The sequence below is a fragment of the Pseudanabaena yagii GIHE-NHR1 genome (assembly GCF_012863495.1).
Classification (GTDB): domain Bacteria; phylum Cyanobacteriota; class Cyanobacteriia; order Pseudanabaenales; family Pseudanabaenaceae; genus Pseudanabaena; species Pseudanabaena yagii.
Window position 1 is genome coordinate 1 of sequence record NZ_JAAVJL010000004.1, and the last position, 23141, is coordinate 23141.

Sequence of the window (23141 nt, forward strand, 5' to 3'; positions counted from 1 at the left end):
TCTCAGCAACAGCGATCGATGTTTTTCAAATTGGAATTGCTGTGTATCTCGTCACTGTTGGACAGCAGCTATTGGCAAGTTTAATCGTGCTATTAGTGATTCCACAGATTACTTTCCAAGATATGTACTTCCTACGCGATCCACTTAAGAACGATGTCAAATATCAGGCAAGCGCTCAACCCTTTCTGGTGATTGGAATGCTAGTCGCAGGTATTGCTATGGGACATGCGGGAATTTAATAAATTCCAAGAAATAGCGTCGCTATTTCTTGGAATCAAAAACATTGGAATGCTAGTCTTAGGCATTGCTATGGGACATGCAGGAATTTAATCGATTACCAAAAATAGCGTTGCTATTTCTTAGAATCAAAAACAACGCTGTGTATTGTTTTTGACTATATGTAATAAAGGGAGCCTAGCGCTCCCTTAAAATTTGGGGATGAAATAGCTCCCAAAGGGTGATTTTTGTAAGCTTATTTATTGGTATAGATCAATAGGCTCATAGCACCGATACATCAACGAGACTTTGCCAATATTCATGATGAAACCTCAACTCCCACAGCCGATCGCTACAAGAGACAAATCTCTCAGTCATAAATCATGGAACAAAGCCTTAGGTGCTGTAATTAGTGTTTTGCTAGTTTCTTGCTCAGGTAATGCACCCCAATCAGGAGCTAGAGCAGTGCCTGTCCCAATTGCTGCGGTTGAAACAGGTACAGTTACCGATAGTTCGGACTATGTGGCAAATCTACAATCGCGCCAATCGGTGACATTGCAGCCGCGGGTTGATGGCTATGTGCAAGAGATCTATGTCAAAGCAGGCGATCGCGTGGAAGCAGGTGCGCCAATTTTGCGAATCGATCCTGCGAAGCAACAGGCTGCCTTGCAGCAGTCGGTAGCAGTTGTTGCAAGTTCTCAGGCTGATTTTGAAAGTGCCAGAGCCACACTTGCTCAATTGCAAGCCGCCAAAGAATCCACCTTATCCAGTCTCGATTTTAATCAAAAAGAATTTAAACGCTATTCTGATTTGGCATCACAGGGTGCGATCGCTAAGCAAAAACTTGATGAAGTCTCAAATAGTCTCAGAAATGCAAGGGCAGAGCTAGGAAAGATTGATGCTCAAATCACTGCCCAAGAAGCCAATATTAATAGCGCCGCTACAAGAATCGAAGCATCTCGCTCTGGGGCAATTCAACAGGAAGTTCAGCTAGATTTCTATACCGTGTCAGCGCCCTTTGCGGGAATTGTTGGCGATATTCCCATCAAGGTTGGCGATAATGTCAACAGCACAACTCAATTAACAACGGTGACACAAAACCAAGTATTGGAAGTTCAGATCTCTGTTCCTGTTGAGAATGCACCTCGTTTGAAAATGGGGCAACCCGTAGAACTGTTAGATACGCAGGACAAGCCTCTAGTCAAAGGGAATATTGCTTTTATTTCGCCAAATATCAATCCGCAAACACAATCGGTTTTGGTAAAAGCGAACTTTAACAATGCCAATAATCAGCTCAAGGCAAATCAATTTGTGAGAGCCAGATTGATTTGGTCTTCGCGTTCTGGCGTGCTAGTCCCAACATCGGCAATTTCCCGCCTTGGTGGTCAGGACTTTGTATTTGTTGCCGAAGCTTCTCCCGATGGCAAGTCGCTGATTGCGAACCAGAAGCCAGTCAAATTAGGAAAGATTACTGGCAATAATCAAGAGGTATTGGAAGGTTTAACTGCTAAAGACAAAATTGTAACTGGGAATATTCTTCAATTACGCAACGGTGCGGCGATTATGGATGTAGCAAATTTACCAAAACAATAGAAACAAGAAGTGATGTGGAGCATCACTTCTTGTTTCTAGGACGACTTTCTTGCCAAGCAGTCCCAATCCCTTGCAATACACCACGTCCGATTAGTCCAATCCCTCGACCAATCACATTAGTTAAGACATACACAAATCCACTACCGAGAAAGGCGATCGCTGATTTTAATCTCGGCGCGATCGCATCTTGAAGCTCTAGTACTAGAGTTACCGCCAGTTGAATTCCTTCTAATTGTTGTAATTCCTGACTACGTGGTGCATAGATACTGACTTGCTTAATTCCAGAATTTGCAAAAGCAAACAGCACTTGGCGACTTTCAAAGATTAATTGCGGATCGGTAATATATTTCTCCAAGCGATATTTCCAAGACAAATCATTGCGAAATCGTTCAATCTCGCGGGTGGGCAATAAATTGTAGCGATAGAATTTGTGCTTGACTTCTTCCACATCAGCAAAATGATTTAAAAGCGGTTGGATTACACCATTGGCAATTTGAATCAATAAATTGTCGAGAATCAATTCGGCTCGCTGCATGGCTTCGGGCGTACCGATCGCTAAATTAGCATTATTAACTATTAATTCTGTCTCAAAAAGTAAATGGGACAGAAAATTCTCGATTTGCGGAATTTTATTTAAAAAAGCAGCTTGCACAATTGCAACATCCTTCAGTAATACATCAACAACATTTACTTCTGAAGTATTCAAAGGATAGCTCAGGTTATAGTATTTACCAAAAAAGTTAATAACCGTTTCCTGCCAAATATTTTTTAAAATCGTGGGTATTTGATCATGTAGTTGATCTGGTTGAATTTCAGAGAAACGCAGTTCCGTCAAACTTTGCTCCACCTGCCGCAACGCAATATATAACAGTTCCCGCTTTTTCTCATCCTTCAAAATGTCAATTTCTAAAGGAGTCCTACTCAAATTTACTAAACTTGCCTGTAACTTTTCGACAGTCCGATCCCATAAACTCGCTTGAATAGCTAGAATATTTGACTCCTTCGTAATGCCACTTATTTCCACTTTAGGGGTTGCAACTTCCACGGATAAATCACTGGCTAAATTAGTAGGACTTACATCATTTGATTGCGAAAGAATATGTGGTCTTTTTGATGGCTTCCATAGTTGATGGATCAGCCAACGCGCCGCTTGTAACTCGCGCACTTGCCCCGCTAAAACTAACTGAGCAAAGCGATCGCTAATTTGTTGAGGGTTAGCTCCCTCTAAACCTGCCTTCACTTCACCTAAAGCACGATCAATTCGTCGTAGTCCCGACAAATAGAAATTATGTCGAATGATCGCTACTACACTAACGGGCTCATCGGGTAGATTTGTAAATGCTTGCTTAGATTGCTTAATCTGAGGATTATCGCGATCGCCTAAATAGATCTCTCCTGACGCAACCTGACGAATCGCTATAATTAATTCTTCTGGTTTAGTTCCTTTTAAGCAATATCCTTCAACCCCAGTCCGCAAAGCGATCGCTACTAATTCAGTCGGTTGAGGTGAGCTTAATAATAAAATTGGTAAATCTGGATACCTTGACTTTAGTTGCTGACAAAGTTCTAAGCCTGATAGATACTCGTTACTAACTTCAGAAGCACTCTCTTCTAAGTTGAGATCAAGTAATATCAAGTCAATATCTCTTGCATCATCGCTTAGACATTCCAAAGCTGCCTCAGCAGTATCTACCTCTGCCACAACTTCCAAATCAGCAAACTGCGCCAACCAAGACCGCATCCCCATCCGAAAAATGCGATCGCTATCAATTAAAAGTAACCTATATAACTCATCACTCATTGAGGAACTGACGTAATAGAATTAGCGCTAATAGCTTTCAAATATACAACTATGCAAAATACTCGTATCAGCACCATTGTAAGCGTTGTATCTGGACAGATATATCGTTGGTCACGTCAATCTTGGCGGCGATCTTCTTTGATCTTGATTAGTTTATTAATGGGATTCTTCTTAGCCTCGGTGATCTCGACTTCCACTGGTGCTAAATCGAATTTAGATATTGTAGCGGCGGGAGTAACAGTTTTGATTGTAGAAGTCATTAGCCGATTTATTTATAGTGCTAAGCGCGTAACTCTTGCGGATGGTAGCTTGGCTCCGAGACCATTAATCCAAGAACTACTAAATTCGCTAAAGATTGGTGTAATTTATGGCTTATTCCTTGAAGCCTTCAAGTTGGGATCTTGAAAGCCCGCTCAGCGAGCCTTCTTGATTCTTTACTTAAATTGCAGATTAATTGCGGCGATGGGTAACTTGATCGGCATAATCAGCAATACTTTCTGGCATCGCAACACCCGTCAAAATGATATTCACTTTAGGCGATCGCGTTTCTAGCACATTGAGCAACTCTTCTTCAGTAATTAGCGATCGCGCCACAAGCAAATTTGCCTCATCAAGGACAACTAAACCTGCATTACCAGATTTAATAACAACCTTGGCGTAGTCCCACAATTCTAAAACTGCGGTCTTTTCTTCATCGGTCAACTCGATCTCTGGGTTAGATAGATCGCGCTGAGCATCACAACGTAGCCATTCGAGATTTTCTACCAGCCGACGGGGATTACTCAAGCCTTGATTAATACCTGCTTGAAAAAGTTGGACGAGTAATACCTGTGTCCCTTGCCCTGCTACCCGCAACGCTTGAGCAATGATGTCAGCATAAAGGTTACGATGGGGCGCAATAAAAACCTGAACATTGCCTTTAATTGGTGTCACGAGAGATGTGGTTTTCGGTGAGTTGGTAACTGCGGGGTTAGTCTTAGGCTGATTGGTCTGGTTGTGATGAGTCTTGGGCTGATTCGCCTTAATCTGAGCCGTTTTAATTTGAGCCACCATAAACAAATCTAGTGTTTAATTTTCCATAAAGCATCATAGCAGACACTAGATATAGAAAAAGGTTGTAAAGATGACTTTATTATTTCTTATTGACTGATCCTTGTATAACGTTTTTAAGCAAGGTTTTGTTTCTTCGCCTTTGATGGAAACAAACCTCTGCCCTGTGCTTGAATGAAAAGCGCTATAAGTTAAGTAGTTGAAGAGGATTGATTTTTTGTTTTCAAATGAGTGCATACCCATTTGAAAGTTTCTATAAATGAGATCTTGCATCATTCTGGAAAGGGGTTGTAGAAAGAGCAGAAATATTAAAAAAGGGTGTAGTAGTAAATTAAATAACGATTATGGAAAGGATCGCACGCCTAAAAGCTAGTGTATAGACTAGTATGTGATACACACTGGTATCATGTATCGTCAGCTTTTTAGGGTTTCAAAGTGCGTACTTTGAAACCCCGTGAAAGGTTACCAATCAATCGTCACTTTTGTTTTGCTATTGATAAACTTAAAGCTTACAAAATGAGTAAATTAGTTGGACTTACGTAAGTCCAACTAATAAAGCTGAGACTAATTGCGAAATAACTACTCTCAGCTTACTTGGATTCTATTAAGGCGATCGCGGCTTCTAGCTTGGATGGATAGTTCTTGGCAAATTCCTCAAACCACAACCCTTCACCAGAGAGGGGATCAATCATTTTTAACCATTCCCTTGCCTTTTGTTCATAAATTTGACGGCCTTTCACTTTCTGGCGATCCTCTACCTGCTGCAAATCATGATTAACGGCACTACTGCTAGATGGCATTGGCTGGACATTTATTTCTACTTCTACAGCCTTAGTAACACCATTGCGTAAATCCTCTAATAGGCGATCTAGAGAACTAGGATTAGCTGCTGGTTTGACCTCAATATCTAGACCAGGTAAATCTTGATGCGAACGCTCAGATTTAAGCTGAGACTCAGGTTTTTTATTCACGTCAGGATCTGTGTATTTATTCTGAAGATCCGTAAGAATGGACTCAAGAGATTCCATTTATTTCCTCAATCATTAATTGCACTTAATAAAACTTCCGCAAGGGTCATATCTTCCATATCAGCCAGCGTAATCGTATCGACAATATCGAAGTTCGCGCCAATGCTTTGCAATTTATCATCTAGAGCCTTCAAAAAGTCGGTCGCACTCGCATCAGTACCAACTTGAATAAAGGAAAGCGCTAGCTCAGCATCAGTATTTAGGCGGCGCGTCGCTTCGATAATTACTTCAAACACGGAACGGCGATCGTCGGGTTCACCATCGGTAATTACTAAAATAGTTTCTCCTGTTTTGATTTGCCCAGCCTTTTTGCGCTGAAAGAAGTTATTAATCGCATCCTGCAAAACTGCGGTCAAATTTGTCCCACCCATTGGGTCATTCTCTTGGAAGATTTGCTCAACCTTAGCCGCAGAGACATTATCAAAGCGTTTAAATTTTCCCGAAAACAAATACAACGTAATCCCATCGGGATCTAGTTGATCACATTTTCGAGCAAGGGCAAGCGTAGATTCCTTGACAATCTCCCATCGACTTTTGTTTGTACCTCTATCGATATTAGACATACTGCCGCTTTTATCGATAATCAGCGTATAGTCGCGTTTGTCTAGCATATACAACTCTTATATAAAGATGATGAACTAGCTAAAATTATATCTCACACACTCAGATGAGCTGTACTGAAGAATAAAAGGCAGCACTAAGCACTGCCTTTTATTGGTTTGCAGTAGAATAAGCCATAGTTTTTTATTCTTTGCTGCTATGAGTCAAACCGATAACCTAGAAGAGCGCTTTCGTGAGCTAGAGCGCGAAGTGATGGGCAAGCAACAAGCAAATAAGCAAACCCACGAACCTGATAAGCGGGCTGAGCCAGAATTTGTGGCAGTTAGCCAAGGTGTGGATGCCGCGAAAACTAGTTTAAGTAGCCTCATCGATTGGGTAAATAGCTTGACTGGGGCAACTAAAATTGCCGCAATTGTTGTGATCGGACTAGTCGCATTTACAATTCTGAATTTTGTGTTTAAACTAGTGACAGCCGCAATTTCTATCGGCATTCTGGCGCTAGTCGGATTTATTTTATATAAAGTATTCTTTGAGCCTAATCCTAAATAGCTTGGTCAGCATTTTTTGCTAGCCACAGCCCCCAATAAGCTTCTATCAGGGTTAAACCTATGCCTATTTCTCGTGCATCCCGCAGACCGATCCAGCCCAAGTTGCGTTCTATGCCTCTGCGAAAAACACCTTCAGCGATATATATCCAGATGCATCAACTTGCTAATGAGAAAGAGCGTTTGCAGGAGGAGCTAGTCAGAGTCTGCGATCGCCAGCAACAAATCATCGATCGCCTTGCTGAATTAGATCGCAACCTCGCACAACTGGATCTTGATGTCGAGAATAATGCGGTGAATGCTGAGATGTCTGAAGCCCAATTTGTAAATAAAATTAAAGCCAAACCCACCGAGCGCATTCAAAAAACTCGCGGCGTAACCTACGAAAGTATGACCATTGAGTATTGATTATGATAAGCGGCGCTTATCATTAATGTCTAGAGAAGCACCCATTGGGTGCTTTTTTGCGATTTTGGGAATAGCTATAATGCAATCAGTACTATTAAGAGAAATACATTAACATGGGCAAAAACAAGGAAAAATCTGCTGATAAAGAGCTATCCAGCACAATTAATATTGGTATTTCTGAAGATGATCGGACAGCGATCGCAGATGGACTTTCGCGTTTACTCGCTGATACCTATACCCTTTACCTGAAAACCCATAACTTCCACTGGAACGTCACGGGACCAATGTTCAATACCTTGCACCTCATGTTTGAAGCGCAATATACCGAACTTGCCCTCGCTGTTGACCTGATTGCCGAACGGATTCGCTCTCTCGGAATTCCTGCCCCTGGCACATATTCCGCCTACGCTAAGCTCACCTCGATTCCTGAAACTGAGGGAGTACCTAAGGCAACGGAAATGATCAAGTTGCTCGTGGAAGGGCAAGAGGCAGTAGTAAGAACTGCGCGTTCTATTTTTCCGATCGCGGAAAAGGCTAATGATGAACCAACTGCCGATCTATTAACTCAACGCTTGCAAGTCCATGAAAAAACTGCATGGATGCTGAGAAGTTTGCTAGAAGACTAATCTCGCGTTCACCGTCCCTCCCATTCGACTAAGGTACACACAAGTTATAAAACCTAACTAAGTCAACAATTTATCGCCCCCTAGCCCCCAATTCTGGGGGGACAAGAGTTTCAAAGTCCCCCAGAATTGGGGGATTTAGGGGGCTTAGATATCTTGAAACGTAAAGAGGTAGACTTTGTACAAGCTCTCTCCCAATGGGAGAGGGGAGTAAAGTTTTTCCTGATTCCTAATTATTTTTATCAAATTTATCGAAGTTGAATAATCCGCTTTTCTTGACAGGCTTCTCCATATTCCTTTTGTTGTTGCAAGTCCCCGCAACCCTTGTACTCCTAAAAAGGCTTAGCACTGCCCGCGATCGCACGCCGCCACTATTACCTCTCGAAGCAACTGACGAAGCATTAGCCAAACAAAATCCGAATGTTTCGATTGTGATACCAACGCTTAACGAAATTGAGCGTTTGCCGACTTGTTTAGAAGGCTTGCGCGATCAGGCTGCTAAGGAAATCATCATCGTCGATAGCCGATCGCAGGATGGCACACCTGAATATGTGCAGAAATTGCAAAAAGATTTCCCGATTCCTTTAAAGCTAATTACCGATGATCCTTTGCCAGAAGGTTGGGTTGGTCGTCCTTGGGCTTTACATACAGGATTTTTAAATAGTGATCCGACTAGTGAATGGATTCTCGGTATTGATGCCGATACTTTTCCACAAAAGGGGCTAGTCGCTAGTTTTGTGCAGAAAGCCACTGCTGACAATTTTGACATTGTTTCCCTCTCGCCAAAATTTATTCTCAAAACCGCAGGCGAACAATGGCTCCAACCTGCATTGTTAATCACCTTGATTTTTAGATTTGGGGCAACAGGCGATCGCAACCAATTTACCGAAGATCGGGTGATGGCAAATGGTCAATGCTTTTTATCAAAACGTGCCAAACTGGTCGAAATCAATGGCTATGAGCTTGCCAAGTCTTCATTTTGCGATGATGTCACCCTTGCTAGAGCCGCTGCTCAAAAGGGCGCAAAGGTAGGATTTCTCGATGGGGCAGCCTTGATGCAGGTACGTATGTATATCTCTATGCAGGAAACATGGAAGGAATGGGGGCGATCACTCGATCTCAAGGATGCCTCAACGCCTAGTCAAACCTTCGCGGATTGTTTATTACTCACTGCGGTTCAAGGGCTACCTATTCCGCTACTAATTGCCCTATCCATCTGGCAACCAGCACCATCATTATTCATCAATACTTTATTCTGGCTCAATGCCTTTTTAGTATTGATCCGATGCTTACTGGTATTTGGTATCCGTACTAGTTATACCGAAGTTGGCTTCTGGTTTTGGCTTTCCCCCCTCGCCGATCCCTTTGCTGTAATTCGGATCTGGATTTCTTCAGTCACAAAACCGAAAAGTTGGCGCGGGCGCACCTATTAAAACACATATTAAAAAAGCAGCGCCAAGCGCTGCTTTTTTAGAAAAAATTATTAGAAATAAACAACACGGCTATCAAAATTTTGGCGGCGCATCGTCAGGTTTAAGGTTTCAGCACTTGGGCGATCGGGGAAACCTTGTACTTCAATATAAGTGCCTCGATAGGACGATCTCAATTGAGCAGTAGGAACAACTGTTTGCACCCTTTGTAACTCCGAGACAGAACCAGTAGGAACGATGACAAAATAGTGCAGTTGTGAGACATCGTTTGTGGGTTGGCTATTTGCGGGAATGGGTTGTGAAGCGGTTTGAATCGGTATCGGTTGGTTTTGCTGAGGAATTGGTTGAGGCTGAGGCGATCGCACAATCTCAATCGAATTAGGCTGAGAGTTATTGGGATTTGATGTATTAGGAAATCCTGAATTTGGTACACCAGGTAAAGAATCATTCCTTGGGATGGAATCCACAGGTATGGGTGCAGAACTATTGGGTACAGGGTTAGAGGTAGGAATTGATGGAATTGTATTTGCTGGATTAGTCGCAAATTTACTTTGGACGATTCTAATTTGGGGTGCGAGTCCAGCTTGACTAAACTGTGCGGCACGTCTTTGGGCAAGATTTAGATTATTAAAGCGTCCTAGTTGCACCACTTGCTCGCCTGTATCTAAACGGCTCACAAAGGCGTCAGGAGCTAAAATCTTTGCCTGTTTAATATTTGCCACATTCGGCAGATATACGAGGTATTGAGTTGCACCAGAGTTGGTCGGAGTGACTGGTACAGAATCATTAGGGAAAGACTGGGCATTTGCCGAGGCGCTAAAGCTGATATTGGTACTAATACTCGCTAGAGATATTAGCCCAATGGCAAAACTACGAAGAGGTGTATGTGTGTGGAGTCTCATATTGCTTGCCAGCCGAAGGTAGCGAAATAAAAAATTAAGTTTCGGGAAATTGGGCGCGATTGTACCATACTCTACAAGACTCACATAATCCCTATTTAGTTCAATATTTATTTACATCGCAAAGCGCTGACTTGAAATCCAGAGAAAATTTTGAAAGCACGGCTTCGCCGTGCTTTCAAAATTTTCTCTGGACTACTTTAAGCATCTATAGGGTTTCACTGAGTCAGTGCATAGCGCTGACTCAATGAAACCCAAAATTGTGAATTCTTGCTTGGCGTGTTTTAATTCGTATTGCTATACAAATAACGGAAATCATGGCAGTAGATCTGACTCGCGTCCAACCACCTCTTAAGGTTTATCCGCCCAAACCCAACCAATTTTTATTGAAGCTCATACGGCTGGTAACGCCTTTTTGGTTAAGGGGACAATGTGGAATTAAGCAGATTGAAACCCGATATATCGATCGCCTTGTGGAAGCCACTAAAAAATTTCAGGATGGCAAATCGCGATATCTATTAGCTTTTCGGCATCCCACCACAGATGACCCCTTCGCGATGTTGTATCTGCTTGCTTATGCTGTGCCCGAACAAGCACGAGAAATGGGCATTAAGTTAACGAAGACTCCCCATAGCAGTTTTGTATATGATCGCGGGATTTCTTTCTGGGCGGGAGAATATATTAATTGGCTATTTCCAGCACTAGGGGGGATTTCTATATTTCGGGGCAAACTCGATCGCGCTGCCTTAAACCTGATCCGTCAACAAATCATCAATGGCAAAGAGCCTCTTTCTATGGCTCCTGAAGGGGGGACTAATGGCAAAAGTGAACTGGTTGCCGAACTAGAACCGGGCATCGCTCAAATTGGCTTCTGGTCTGCGGAGGACTTGCTCAAAGAAGGGCGTACCGAAGAAATGCTGATTATTCCCGTGGGGATTCAGTACGAATATTCAGCCAAAGCTTGGGGGGCGATCGATCAAACGATTCTTACTATCGAAAAGGAATGTGGTGTTACCAAACCTGAAATTACGCCCGACACACGCTATCAACGCCTCTATGATTTAGGTAGTTATTTAGTACAGTGGGTCAGCGATTATTACAAAACTTTTTATGGCAGCTATGCCAGTACTGATACAACAATCACGGATACCGATGATTTAGCAACTCGCGTACAGGACTTAGCCGATCGCATTTTGCGCGTGGCAGAAATGAATTTTGGCATCAAATCTAAAGGCACTGCGATCGATCGCTGTCGTCGCCTCGAACAAGCGGGATGGGATCGCATTTTTCGTAATGACATCAAGGGTATTGCCCAGTTATCACAGGTCGAGCGTAGCTTTGCCGATCAACTTGCCCTCGAAGCTAACTACAGCAATTGGCACATGAAAATCGCCGAAAGTATTATTGGTGTGACCAGCGACTATGTTCGTCAACATCCTAGCCCTAGTCGCTATGTGGAAGTTTTAAAATTAATGTGGAGCGTGTTGCAGCGTGTCACCGAGCGCGATCCAGATTCAGTTTTTAAAGAAACTCCTAGTTTTGGCGATCGCAAGGTAATTATTTCTGTCGCTGAGCCTCTGTCAGTCTCCGACCGTTTACCTGAATACCAATCCAGCCGCACTGCTGCCAAGGAATGTACTCGTAAACTCACCGAAGAGATTTCCAATTCCCTCAACAACTTAATTGTGCGATCAACGCTTTAATTTTGTAAACACAGAGCCAATGCAATGGTAAACACAAAATTAGTCGAGACCCTCATACAGGTCATTCACACACTTTCTACAGAAGAGCGCTTTTTGCTTGAGGAGAAATTATTTCTCGAAACATCAAATATATCAACCAAGGAGATTTCGCAATTAGCCATGGTTGGTGGTTCCTTTGATTTTTTAGAGCATGAACCTGAACTTTACAGCTTAGAAGATGGTGAGCCTGTATGATTTCCTTGCAAAAATGAGATTAGGGACTTGACGAGAAAAAAGGTATCACCGAGTTTGTACGGCTTCGACTTCGCTCAGCCAACGTTGGCTGAGCGAAGTCGAAGCCGTAGCTACTTTAATTAATCGCAAGTCCCTTATGTCTAGTAATTTGCCTAAGGGAAAGAGGATTAAGTCAGATTATATAAACTCTGGCAATCTTCGAGATTGAGGCGCGATCGCGTAGCAATACCCATTGATGAGGTTTCACCACGCGATAGGTGGATTGCGCCTGCACAGCCAATCATCGCCGCATTGTCAGTGCATAAACTTAAGGGAGGAAAGATTGCTCGAATATTATTTTCGGCGGACATGGTGACTAAACGCGATCGCAAGGCACTATTGGCGGCGACACCACCAACCGCCACAATGGTCGATAAATTATGCTCGATCGCGCATTTAATCGAGCGAGTTGCCAGAGCTGCTGCCACAGTTTCTTGAAAACTAGCGGCAATATCAGCGATCGGCAATTCTTCTCCATTGGGGCTTAACTTTTGGGTCAGTCGCAATACTGCCGTTTTTAATCCACTAAAACTAGAATCATAGGGAAAATCGGGAATTCGTCCCTGCGGCAATTTGTATGCTTTGGGATTGCCAGAGCTAGAGATTTTGTCAATTACTGGTCCCCCCGGATAGCCTAACCCAAGCAATCGTGCCACTTTATCAAAGGCTTCCCCTGCGGCATCATCACGGGTTTTACCCATTACCTGATAGTCGGTATAGTCCTTAACGAGAATAATGCTGCTATGTCCACCAGAAACCAATAAGCATAAAAATGGTGGTTCTAAAGTCGGATCAGCAAGTAAAGCTGAGCAAATATGCCCTTCAAGGTGATGCACAGCGATTAAAGTTTTTTTATGGAGCATCGCTAAGGTTTTGGCGGCTGTCACCCCAATCATCAATGAGCCAATTAAACCGGGGGCTGTCGTGACCGCAATTCCATCGATCTCTGACCATGTTTTACCCGATTCGCGGTATGCTTGAGCGATCGCAGGATTAATTGTCTCTACATGTTGACGTGCGGCAATCTCAGGCACAACGCCACCATAGAGGGCATGGGTTTGAATTTGCGACGAAACCACGCTACTAAGAATTTGGCGATCGCATACTACCGCCGCCGCCGTTTCATCACAGCTAGATTCGATCGCAAGAATAGTTGGCATTTCTAAACAAAATTAAGATGATCTAGATGTCGATTTGCGACATCTAGATCATCTTAATTGATAATTTACTTTACAGGATGTGAAGATTGCTTTACCAAGGCGCGATCGCTGATATACGATCTGAAACCAAGTTCCCAAACGAAAATCTCGTTATTTTTGCCTAATCTTAAACAAAGGTAAGTTAAGGTCAGTCTATGAAAAGACTTTTTGCTCTCATTCTAGTTATTGCTTTGTGGTTTGGCGTTAGCCTTTCCTCAACCCCTGCTGCATACGCAGACTTCTCAGCTTTGACCCCTTGTGCTTCTTCTGCTGCTTTCCAAGATCGTTTGCAAACAGAAGTTGATGGTTACACTGCACGTCTAGCTAATTTCAAAGCTGGTACTCCTCAAGCAGATTACCTCAATGCTAAGGTTACCCAAACCAAAGAGCGCTTTGCTAAATATGCTAGCTCTGGCTTGCTTTGCGGTGACGATGGTCTACCTCACTTGATCAGCGATGGTCGTTGGAGCCATGCAGGCGAATTCACCATTCCTTCCTTGCTGTTCCTATACATCGCAGGTTGGATCGGCTGGGTTGGTCGTAGCTACTTGATCGCAGTTCGCAAAGATGTTGCAACCGCAGCTCAAAAGGAAATCCTCATCGATCTTCCTCTTGCAGTTAAGTTTTCACTAACTGGCTTTGCATGGCCACTTCTTGCTCTTAAGGAATTTGGCACTGGTGAACTCGTAGCTCCTGAAAATGAAGTTACAGTTTCGCCTCGCTAGTTTTGATATCTAGCGATCGCTTTACCAACTGCTCCAAAGTGTTTTAGTTAGATCTTTTAACACTTTGGAGGATTATAAAAACTAACTATCTAATAAGGAGAACTCTATTGAACGGCTTTTTATCCTCTGCTCCTGTTGTAGCTGCTGTATGGCTCACCATCACTGCTGGTATCTTGATCGAAGCTAACCGCTTTTTCCCAGACACCCTAACCTTCCCTTTCTAAATTAGTCAGGATTCCTCATATTTTATGGCGTGGCTTTGCCACGCCATAAAATTTAAGTTCTAAATTAATCATAGTTTCTTAAATTTCGTAGTGCGGCAAAGTCACGCCACAAAATTTAAATTCTAAATTAGTCAGGGTTACTTATTTTTCTGAGTGCGGCAAAGCCGCTTTACAGAATTAAAAGAGAGTTGCAGTGCAAAGCGCTGCAACTCTCTTTTTTTAATTATAATTGGCTTACCAACCCTGAACTAATAGTAGGAATTTATGAAATCCTCTTTTGGGACTGACTATGTTAGCTTCCTTACGCGCCTTAGAGCAGGCGATCGCGTTACCTATGGGGGAACAGAGTGGGAAGTTGAAGACTTTAGCACCTATGATGATGCTAACGGTTACGAAACAATGGAATGGTTACTAAAGTCAGGTAAATCTAGTTATTATCTATTACGAGAAGTTGATCCTGAGAACCCTGAAACTCGCATCAATTGGTATTTGTCAGAAGAGATTGGAGTTAACCGTATATCGGGGGAACATGTGGGTGATGATGTCCGCTTTGCGCTTTGGGATGCCATGCATGAGCGCCGTGAGCCTTATTTCAAGTTAAGGGCTTTAGGAAGACTCTATTATTTTGAATCCCAAACTGAGGGAACTTATAAAAGTGAAGATGGTAGTGAATCTCGGACTACATGGGACTATTGGGACGAGGAGCATCTTTGGAATTTAGCGATTGAGGCTTGGCAAGATCGGGAACTCCATGTTTATTCCACAAAGAAAGTTAACCCTGAGGACTTTGCGATCGCTGAGAAGTCCATTACCATCCAAAGCTTTGCCTCCAAAAATTCTCCGAGCCATAATCAGAAAACCAATGATCGCACTTGGGAATGGGTTTGTGCATGGGCATTGGTAATTATTGGCTTCATTTTGATGACCTCTGGAGATTGGTAAGGCATGGCAACCTCTTTATTTGTCGAGCAGCACACCGATGGAATTGCTTTTTATATCAATGGGGAATTGCAGTTTCATAGTGCTGATGAAGCGATCTATCACGAATATTTGACGATTCCTGCGATCGCCTTAGCCGCTAAGCGCTTTCCTAATCAATTACTCAGAGTTCTCATTTGTGGTGGTGGTGATGGGCTTGCGGCGAGGGATATTTTACGATTCCCACAGGTCAATCAAATTGATCTAGTGGACTATTCTCAAGAAGTAGTTGATCTGGGTAAACAGGATTTTGCGAGTTTTAATCAAGGGAGTTTAGTTAACCCTAAAGTTGCGATTCATATTCAGGAAGCCTTTGCCTTTCTCAATCGCTTGGTACAAGAATTCTGTACGGAAAGCCTTCATGATTATAAATATCACGCCATTATTTGCGACTTCACCTATCCCGCCTCAGTTGCCGACACCCAAATCTATGCACTGGAATGGTTTAGTCTGCTCAAACAAGCGCTTATGCCTTTGGGAATTATTGCCACAAATGCAGTTTCCCCCGATCGCAATACATTAGCTTTCTGGTGCATTTATCAAACCATACAAGCCGCAGGTTTATCTGTAAAACCATTGCAGTTACAAATTCCCTCTTTTATCAATCATGACTATGGTAATTGGGGATTCTTGCTCGCTTCCGAAAAAGCTATTATCCGCTCAGAAATAGAGTCTCTAGATTTGCCACCTAATTTACAAGAGTTAAGTTTAGATGCTTTACAGACAGTATTTACTTTTGATACGGCGATCGCACAGACACGACATTCCGTAACTATTCATCAAAAAGATTCGTCGCAGTTACTTTTCTATTTACTCAATCGTTTAAATATCTCTCATCCTAATTCCTCAACAGTTTCTTCGGAAAATCCTCAAATTAATTTTCTTGATTTTCAAGATGCGCCAACAGCGATCGCAACTAGCAGACATAATTTCCAACTGAATGATCCCATGAGCCTAGAGGCTCTAGCGCAATCTTGGCTCAAGCAATTAGAGTCAAATCCTGATAGTCTTTTAATTCCTGCACAGCATCACTCGCATACGCCAGAAATTTCGCAGGAATGGTTAGGTAGAGCAAAACAACTACTCAATCAAATTGATTTTCCCCGCTTAATTGCCAAACTACTAGAGCGATCGCAAGAATTACCCCATGAAATTGCTGACGATTTGCGCGAATTGCAAAATAAAATCATCAAATTTCAGCAGGCTAAGCCTCTTGATGAGCAGGAATCCCAAGCAATTTCCACAGATTCCGAATCTAGACCTTCTTTTAATCTGACTACGGCTAAAGTAATTGCGATCGTCTCTTTAACTCTGTTAGTTGCTAATTTAGCGGCTCCTGATGCTGTATTTGCTAAGGGGTCAACCTCCTCTTCTGGATTTATTAGCAATGGTTCCGATGATGGCAGTGGTGGCTTAGGATTTTGGGGGTTGATGATGACAGTTGCAGGTATTTTTTGGTTAATTAATCTTGCTAACGACAATAAGAAATGATGATTTGTAGGAGTTTTCCAATGAGCGTACGCTCATTGGAAAACTCCTACAACTGAAAATCAACACCTAAACAGGGGAAAACAAAAAAGTGATTCTTAGGGAGTTGTTAGATAGCGATCGCATATCTTGGGACAATCTCACCCAAACATATCATCATGGCTGTTTTATGCAGTCTTGGACATGGGCAAACTTTCGCGAACTTGATGGCTATCAAACCTTTCGCTATGGACTTTTTGATGAATCAGATCAATTAATTGGGGGATGTATTTTCTACTTCTATCCTCAACGGAGTGCGGCAAATCTAATTTTTGCCTCTGCGGCTCCCCTATTACCACCAAATTTAGAAACGGAAGGAATGCAGCTTTTATTAAATCAAGCAGAAAAATTATCTCAAGGCATGGGTTCGGGTGGTGCGATCGCTTTACGCATCGAGCCTTTATTATCAGCAAAGCCTGAATGGATGAATCAGGATTTTGTGCGATCGCCTGCGGATCTCATGCCCTCAGAGACTCTCTGGATCGATCTCCAAAAAAGTGAATCAGTACTACTTGCAGAAATGCTTCCTAAAGGACGCTATAACATCGGTCTCAGTCAGCGTCATGGAGTTGAGACAGTGTTCACTAGCGAAGATGCGGCAATTCCCCATTTTTATGACTTATTTTATGAAACAGCACAACGCCAAGGCTTTTTAAGCGAATCCTATGGATTTTTTATCAAACTTTGCCAAAATCTATTTCGTGAAGGAATGGCGGAAATTGGCTTTGCTAAATACAACGGCAAAATACTCGCCACAATTTTATTAATCTACTGGGGCGATCGCTGTACTTATCTCTATGGTGGACGTAGTGAAAGCGCAAGGCAGGTAATGCCCGTATATGCGTTGCATTGGGCAGCAATGCAACGCGCCAAACAACTTGGTCACAGGATTTATGATTTTTATGGCTACAGTGATGATCCAACCCATGCCTATTACAAGTTTTCCCGATTTAAACGTCAATTTGGTGGCACAGTCAAAAAGACTATCGGTGCTCATGACTATTTCTTTTATGATCGTTTAGCGGATGCAGTTATTCGTTTATTGCGATAATTAATGCATCTAGTTGAGTTTGAGAGAATCTATGCAGCCTAAAGCCTTGCAAAAAATTGCTAAAGATGAATATAACGATAATTTTATTGATCGTTTGTTTATCTGGTTATTTTCCCGCAAAATGTCAGAGGCTTTAGGTAAAGGAACTGAAATCGATGGCTATGCGGGCTTTGTAGACTTGTCCAAGAAAATTATGCAGGGACGCAACGCGCAAGAGCAGCAAGTAATTGTTGCTAAAGTGCTGCAATCCTTAGTACCATCGCCAGCACTTTGGGCAATCCGCACTTTTTTCTCTCCAACGAGGCTAGTATGTGTTCTCAATGCGTGGTTCGCGGCACAACTGTTTGAGTGGCTCGTTGGTCCCTGCGACGTTATTGAGGCTGAGGTGGATTTGCCCGATGGAACCGTGCGATCGCAACCATCAGCAGTGCATATTAAAAAATGCCGTTATCTGGTTGATAGTGGTTGTGTTGGTATGTGTGTCAATATGTGTAAAGTACCGACCCAAACATTTTTTACAGAGAAGTTTGGAATTCCACTAACCATGACCCCCAATTTTGAAGATCTCAGTTGCAAAATGATTTTTGGACAAATGCCTCCCGATCCAGCAGTAGATCCTGCCTATGAGCAATCATGTTTAGAATATCAATGCCCAACGGCAAGTCTCGCAGATAAGGCTTGTCCTAAGTTAAGTTGACATTTTTACAAGGCACAGCGCTGTAAAATCAATAGGATTAAAAATAATGCCACTATGCTAGGCAAGCTGCTCGATCGACGATATCGCATTATGAAAGAATTAGCAGAAGGAGGTTTTTCCCAAACTTACCTTGCTGAAGATACTCGTTTGCCCAAAAATCCTAAATGCGTTGTCAAGCATCTCAATCCCACTATTGATGATCCCGTTTTTACCCAAAAGGCTCTTGAACTATTTAAAGCCGAGGCAGAAACCTTACAAGAATTGGGTAGACACGATCGCATTCCTCAACTCTATGCCTATTTTCAAGAGAATAAAGAATTCTATCTAGTTCAAGAATATATTGCAGGACATCCACTGAGTACCGAAATGGTTCCGGGGAGCCAAATGGCAGAAGCAAGGGTAGCCCAAATTGTTAAAGAAGTTTTGGAAATCCTTCAATTTGTCCATCATTACAATGTCATTCATCGCGATATTAAACCAAGTAATTTAATTCGTCGTCATAGTGATGGCAAATTAGTTCTCATTGACTTTGGTACGGTCAAGCAAGTCCAAATGGAAGTTGCCAATGCCCATCACAAAGCAAGAGTCACGTTACCAATAGGCACTCCCGGATATATGTCCTACGAACAAGAGCGGGGACAGTCGGTATCATGTAGTGATATTTATTCCTTGGGAATGGTTGCTTTACAAGCACTGACAGGCAAGCATCCTAGCCAATTTTCACGGGATCGGGACAATGAAATTATTTGGCGAAACTATGCCAAGGTTAGTCGCGAATTTGCCGCCATTTTGGATCGGATGATCCGATGTAATCCTCGCGATCGCTACCAAACCGTCGATGAAGTGATCAAAGACATGGCAAAGTTACCAAAGCTAAGTACAGCTTCACCTAGAATTACAGATGATCGCGAAGTTCCTCCTAACCCTTGGCTGTTACCATCGGCGATCGCATTTTTAATCATAGCTACTGGCAGTTATCTACTAGTAACAGGTTGGAACCCATTACGGAGTGATAATTCCTTAACCATTAAGCCTAGCTCAACGCCCTTGCCTAGTAGCTCTTTGGAAGCCCCTAGTCCCCAAGCTGTGCCGGCTGTACCAGTTGATCGCAACTATGCTCAACTCCGTAGCTATCTCGCCGCCAAAGATTGGAAAGAAGCGGATAACGAAACCTATTTATCACTTCTCAAAGCTGCGGGAAATCAATCCTATAATGATGGAAGCTTTCATCCTGACGAATTTAAACAAATAAGTTGTGCTGATTTAGTTTTGATCGATCAGTTATGGACACAGGCAAGTAATGGAAAGTTGGGTCTATCTGCTCAAAAGAAACTTTACACTGCTAATGATAAAGATATTCGTAAAACATACGAAAGTATGGGCTGGATTAATAGCTCTGGAGAATCAGCGATCGAAACTGCCTACAATCGTCAAACTTCGCGATGGGACTATCTCGAAGGTCGTCAACCTAATTTCAAATCTCCACCTACTGGTCATTTGCCATTTTTGTTACGCGATCCTGCAAACAAAAATTTAGAGAAAATCATAGCAGTTCTCTATCGATGTTCATCCTAATCCTTCCAAAAGGAAGGCGGCGCGAAGCGCCGTCTTTCTTTTGGAAGGATTGGATTTCTAAATCGTTTGTAGATTTTTTTGGTTAGTAGAAATGCACCCCGAAGGGGTGCATTTCTACTAACTATTTAACGTCAGTTCAGGTTAAGCTGGCAAATTTTAAAATCTCAAACTCGCGTTAAAGAAGGCAAGCCTCATAGCTGCCTTTGGGTTTAGCTAAAAACTAATTTGTCATCCTCGACGGTGATGTAGATGCTATAACCTTCAGTGAAAATTCCTTCAAGGATTTTGGTGGCGATGGGGTTCTCAATTTCTCGCTGAATCGCTCGCTTCAGAGGACGCGCACCATAGGACGGATCGTAGCCAACAGCCGCGATGTAATCTTTCGCCTCTTCGCTGAGATTTAGAGAAATCTTGCGATCGCTAAGTCGATTTTCGATACGTTTAATTTGTAACGTCGCAATTGAGCGGATCTCATTACGACGTAGCGCATGGAAGATCACCGTCTCATCAATGCGGTTGAGAAACTCTGGACGGAAGTGATTGCGGAGCACATCTAGAACTTTATCGCGCATTTCCTCATAACGTGAGTCACCGTCAAGCTCAGTGGGTAAATCCTTAGATACTTCAAGAATGCGATCGCTACCAATATTACTAGTCATGATGATTACTGTATTTTTGCAATCAACTAAGCGTCCTTGACTATCGGTAATACGTCCATCATCGAGAACTTGCAAGAGAATATTAAAGACATCAGGGTGAGCCTTCTCGACTTCATCAAAAAGAACTACTGAATAGGGATGACGACGCACCGCTTCTGAGAATTGTCCGCCTTCCTCATAGCCCACATATCCGGGGGGCGCACCGATTAGTCGCGATACGGAATGTTTCTCCATATATTCCGACATATCAATGCGAATCATTGAGCTATCGGCATCAAACAGAAATTCCGCAAGGGCACGAGCAAGTTCAGTTTTACCAACACCCGTAGGACCTAAAAACAGGAACGATCCAAGAGGACGATTAGGATCATTCATGCCTGCACGGGCGCGGCGAATTGCCGATGCTACTGAGCTTACAGCTTCCTCCTGTCCAATCACACGATCGTGGAGATGGGTTTCGAGGGTGAGTAATTTCTGACGTTCAGATAGCAATAACTTCTTCAGAGGAATGCCTGTCCAACGCGCCACAATTTCGGCAATGTCATCTTCGGTAACTTGCTCACGGAATAAAATCGAACCGTCAGCCCTAGCACGATTCAGTTCGAGTTCTGCCTCATCAAGATTTTTCTCTAGTTCCGTTAATCTGCCGTATTTCAACTCAGCCGCTTTATTGAGATTAAATTCTCGTTCAGCTTGCTCAATCTGCAACTTAGTTTGATCGATTTGCTCTTTTAGCGATCGCAAATTATCAATCGTGTCTTTTTCCTGCTGCCAACGATCATCAAGGGCAACTTGGCGATCGCGCAATTCATTCATCTCCTTGTCGAGCCGATCTAGACGATCCTGCACAGCCTTACTGCTCTTAGTTTTATAAACAACCTTGCCTTCAGCCTCGACACGCTCAACGGGGGTAAAATCGCCTTCCTTTTGCAAGGAGAGTCTTTCCATTTCCAATTGCATTAGGCGGCGATCGATCTCATCAAGTTCTAATGGTTTAGATGTGATTTCCATCTTCAACTTTGCTGCCGATTCATCGACTAGATCGATCGCCTTATCTGGTAAAAAGCGATCGGTAATGTAGCGATTTGATAAAGTTGCTGCCGCCACTAATGCCGAGTCGGAGATATTTACACCATGATGCACTTCATAACGCTCTTTCAAACCACGCAAAATGGAAATAGTATCTTCCACTGTGGGCTGATCGACGAGAACTTGCTGGAATCGTCTTTCTAATGCGGCATCCTTCTCAATATATTGTCGATATTCATCCAAGGTAGTCGCGCCAATACAACGGAGTTCTCCACGCGCTAACATTGGTTTGAGTAAGTTCCCTGCATCCATTGCCCCCTGCTGTGTTGCTCCTGCACCAACGACCGTATGCAATTCATCAATAAACAGTACGATCTGACCATCGGAGTTGAGAACTTCCTTAAGAACTGCCTTTAAGCGATCTTCAAATTCACCACGATATTTTGCCCCTGCAATCAGTGAACCCATATCAAGGCTAATAATTGTGCGGTCTTTGAGGGATTCGGGCACATCACCACGAATAATGCGTTGAGCTAGCCCTTCTGCGATCGCAGTTTTACCTACCCCCGGTTCCCCAATCAACACAGGATTGTTTTTGGTGCGCCGAGATAACACCTGTACAACTCGCCTGATTTCATCATCACGCCCAATGACAGGATCGAGCTTGCCTTCTTTTGCCTGTTCTGTCAGATCGCGCCCATATTTCTCTAAAGCGGCATACTTCGCTTCAGGATTCTGATCGGTAATCGTCTGGCTACCGCGAACTGATTTAATTGCATCCTCTAGCTTTTTGCGATCGATGCTTAGGTCACGATAGAGTCTTTTGCCGAGGCGATCGTCATCGGCTAAACCGATCAGCATATGCTCGATCGCCATAAAGTCATCACCAAAGCTCTTGCGACTCTCTTCAGCGCGATCGAGCCATACCTCTAGATTGCGCCCCAGATATAACTGCTCGGGACTTGCCACACGGGGCTGTCGCCGCAAAAACTCTTCCACCTGTCGCCTTGCCCGCGCCATTGGTACTGCCATCACGGTAAAGATGGTTGTCGTCAAACCCTCTTCCTGCTCCAGTAGCGCCATTACTAAGTGCTCGACTTCGAGCTGCTGATGTTGCGATCGCCTTGCGACCTCTTGCGATTTGACGATCGCTTCCCATGCTTTTTCGGTAAATTTTTTCGGATCGGTTGGTTGCATTGGCTTTGGTTACAGCAGGATCAGGTGTGATGACTAATGTTAGTTAAGATAAGTTTACATTATCGTCAAAGCCTATAAAACCCCGTTACTAACTGTCTATTTTGTTTGCAATGGTTTTAATAATATTCCTAACTTTAGTGATTGGAAGCT

The 23141-nt window shown here is 43.0% G+C and carries 22 protein-coding genes and 1 pseudogene; 16 read left to right on the forward strand and 7 right to left on the reverse strand.

Going from position 1 to position 23141, the window contains the following annotated elements; all coding sequences use genetic code 11:
• Together HC246_RS22380 and HC246_RS22385 are read left to right on the forward strand one after the other, a co-directional pair.
• Positions 1-239: pseudogene (locus HC246_RS22380) on the forward strand (chlorophyll synthase ChlG); the annotation flags it as partial.
• A gap of 298 nt (positions 240-537) precedes the next feature.
• On the forward strand, positions 538-1809 hold the full coding sequence (locus HC246_RS22385; RefSeq protein WP_225903092.1) for an efflux RND transporter periplasmic adaptor subunit: 1272 nt from the start codon (positions 538-540) through the stop codon (positions 1807-1809).
• A gap of 22 nt (positions 1810-1831) precedes the next feature.
• On the opposite strand, the gene HC246_RS22390 is transcribed toward HC246_RS22385, so the two are convergent.
• The gene (locus HC246_RS22390) at positions 1832-3610 is read right to left on the reverse strand and encodes a DUF3685 domain-containing protein (RefSeq protein WP_169365655.1); all 1779 of its coding nucleotides are present in this window, start codon (positions 3608-3610) and stop codon (positions 1832-1834) included.
• A 51-nt stretch (positions 3611-3661) separates the two neighbouring features.
• Between HC246_RS22390 and HC246_RS22395 the strand changes: the two genes are divergently transcribed.
• Positions 3662-4015 carry a DUF565 domain-containing protein gene (locus HC246_RS22395; protein WP_169365656.1) on the forward strand — a complete coding sequence of 118 codons (354 nt, stop codon included), beginning with the start codon at positions 3662-3664 and terminating at the stop codon, positions 4013-4015.
• A gap of 45 nt (positions 4016-4060) precedes the next feature.
• Here HC246_RS22395 and HC246_RS22400 read toward each other — a convergent pair whose 3' ends face one another.
• The 3 genes from HC246_RS22400 to HC246_RS22410 form a co-directional block, all read right to left on the reverse strand.
• Entirely contained in the window at positions 4061-4663 is a 603-nt protein-coding gene (locus HC246_RS22400) for a cob(I)yrinic acid a,c-diamide adenosyltransferase (RefSeq protein WP_169365657.1), read from the reverse strand.
• Between the two features lie 587 nt (positions 4664-5250).
• Complete coding sequence (locus HC246_RS22405) at positions 5251-5688, reverse strand: salt stress protein, Slr1339 family (protein WP_169365658.1); 438 nt, start codon at positions 5686-5688, stop codon at positions 5251-5253.
• 8 nt (positions 5689-5696) lie between these two features.
• A complete protein-coding gene (locus tag HC246_RS22410; RefSeq protein ID WP_169365659.1) occupies positions 5697-6299 on the reverse strand; it encodes a vWA domain-containing protein in 603 nt (200 codons plus the stop codon).
• Positions 6300-6447: 148 nt separating this feature from the next.
• Here HC246_RS22410 and HC246_RS22415 point away from each other — a divergent pair, with 148 nt between their 5' ends.
• The 4 genes from HC246_RS22415 (at position 6448) to HC246_RS22430 (ending at position 9258) form a co-directional block, all read left to right on the forward strand.
• Complete coding sequence (locus HC246_RS22415; protein ID WP_169365660.1) at positions 6448-6798, forward strand: hypothetical protein; 351 nt, start codon at positions 6448-6450, stop codon at positions 6796-6798.
• Between the two features lie 59 nt (positions 6799-6857).
• Positions 6858-7202, forward strand: coding sequence for a hypothetical protein (locus HC246_RS22420; RefSeq protein WP_169365661.1), 345 nt, complete (start codon positions 6858-6860; stop codon positions 7200-7202).
• A gap of 113 nt (positions 7203-7315) precedes the next feature.
• Positions 7316-7828: a Dps family protein gene (locus HC246_RS22425; RefSeq protein WP_169365662.1), complete on the forward strand. Its 513-nt coding sequence runs from the start codon at positions 7316-7318 to the stop codon at positions 7826-7828.
• 254 nt (positions 7829-8082) lie between these two features.
• Entirely contained in the window at positions 8083-9258 is a 1176-nt protein-coding gene (locus tag HC246_RS22430; RefSeq protein WP_225903093.1) for a glycosyltransferase, read from the forward strand.
• Positions 9259-9308: 50 nt separating this feature from the next.
• On the opposite strand, the gene HC246_RS22435 is transcribed toward HC246_RS22430, so the two are convergent.
• A complete protein-coding gene (locus HC246_RS22435; protein WP_169365663.1) occupies positions 9309-10157 on the reverse strand; it encodes a hypothetical protein in 849 nt (282 codons plus the stop codon).
• A 314-nt stretch (positions 10158-10471) separates the two neighbouring features.
• On the opposite strand from HC246_RS22435, the gene HC246_RS22440 reads away from it, so the two are divergent.
• Both HC246_RS22440 and HC246_RS22445 read left to right on the forward strand, forming a co-directional pair.
• Positions 10472-11857 carry a lysophospholipid acyltransferase family protein gene (locus tag HC246_RS22440; RefSeq protein WP_169365664.1) on the forward strand — a complete coding sequence of 462 codons (1386 nt, stop codon included), beginning with the start codon at positions 10472-10474 and terminating at the stop codon, positions 11855-11857.
• A 24-nt stretch (positions 11858-11881) separates the two neighbouring features.
• Positions 11882-12091 (forward strand): hypothetical protein, encoded by a 210-nt coding sequence (locus HC246_RS22445; protein WP_169365665.1) that lies wholly within the window; start codon positions 11882-11884, stop codon positions 12089-12091.
• Between the two features lie 167 nt (positions 12092-12258).
• Here HC246_RS22445 and tsaD read toward each other — a convergent pair whose 3' ends face one another.
• Positions 12259-13290: a tRNA (adenosine(37)-N6)-threonylcarbamoyltransferase complex transferase subunit TsaD gene (tsaD, locus tag HC246_RS22450; protein ID WP_169365666.1), complete on the reverse strand. Its 1032-nt coding sequence runs from the start codon at positions 13288-13290 to the stop codon at positions 12259-12261.
• A 194-nt stretch (positions 13291-13484) separates the two neighbouring features.
• Between tsaD and HC246_RS22455 the strand changes: the two genes are divergently transcribed.
• From HC246_RS22455 to HC246_RS22485, 7 genes are all read left to right on the forward strand, one after another.
• Positions 13485-14054, forward strand: coding sequence for a Photosystem I reaction center subunit III (locus tag HC246_RS22455; RefSeq protein ID WP_169365667.1), 570 nt, complete (start codon positions 13485-13487; stop codon positions 14052-14054).
• Positions 14055-14161: 107 nt separating this feature from the next.
• Complete coding sequence (locus HC246_RS22460; RefSeq protein ID WP_126386881.1) at positions 14162-14278, forward strand: Photosystem I reaction center subunit IX; 117 nt, start codon at positions 14162-14164, stop codon at positions 14276-14278.
• 264 nt (positions 14279-14542) lie between these two features.
• Entirely contained in the window at positions 14543-15220 is a 678-nt protein-coding gene (locus tag HC246_RS22465) for a DUF4178 domain-containing protein (protein WP_169365668.1), read from the forward strand.
• 3 nt (positions 15221-15223) lie between these two features.
• Positions 15224-16747, forward strand: a complete 1524-nt coding sequence (locus HC246_RS22470) for a spermine/spermidine synthase domain-containing protein (RefSeq protein WP_169365669.1) — start codon at positions 15224-15226, stop codon at positions 16745-16747.
• 88 nt (positions 16748-16835) lie between these two features.
• Entirely contained in the window at positions 16836-17834 is a 999-nt protein-coding gene (locus HC246_RS22475) for a lipid II:glycine glycyltransferase FemX (RefSeq protein WP_318655993.1), read from the forward strand.
• Between the two features lie 31 nt (positions 17835-17865).
• Positions 17866-18531, forward strand: a complete 666-nt coding sequence (locus tag HC246_RS22480; RefSeq protein ID WP_169365670.1) for a DUF4033 domain-containing protein — start codon at positions 17866-17868, stop codon at positions 18529-18531.
• 54 nt (positions 18532-18585) lie between these two features.
• Positions 18586-20106: a protein kinase domain-containing protein gene (locus tag HC246_RS22485; RefSeq protein ID WP_169365671.1), complete on the forward strand. Its 1521-nt coding sequence runs from the start codon at positions 18586-18588 to the stop codon at positions 20104-20106.
• A 209-nt stretch (positions 20107-20315) separates the two neighbouring features.
• On the opposite strand, the gene clpB is transcribed toward HC246_RS22485, so the two are convergent.
• Positions 20316-22991, reverse strand: coding sequence for an ATP-dependent chaperone ClpB (clpB, locus tag HC246_RS22490; protein WP_169365672.1), 2676 nt, complete (start codon positions 22989-22991; stop codon positions 20316-20318).
• Between the last annotated feature and the right edge of the window lie 150 nt (positions 22992-23141).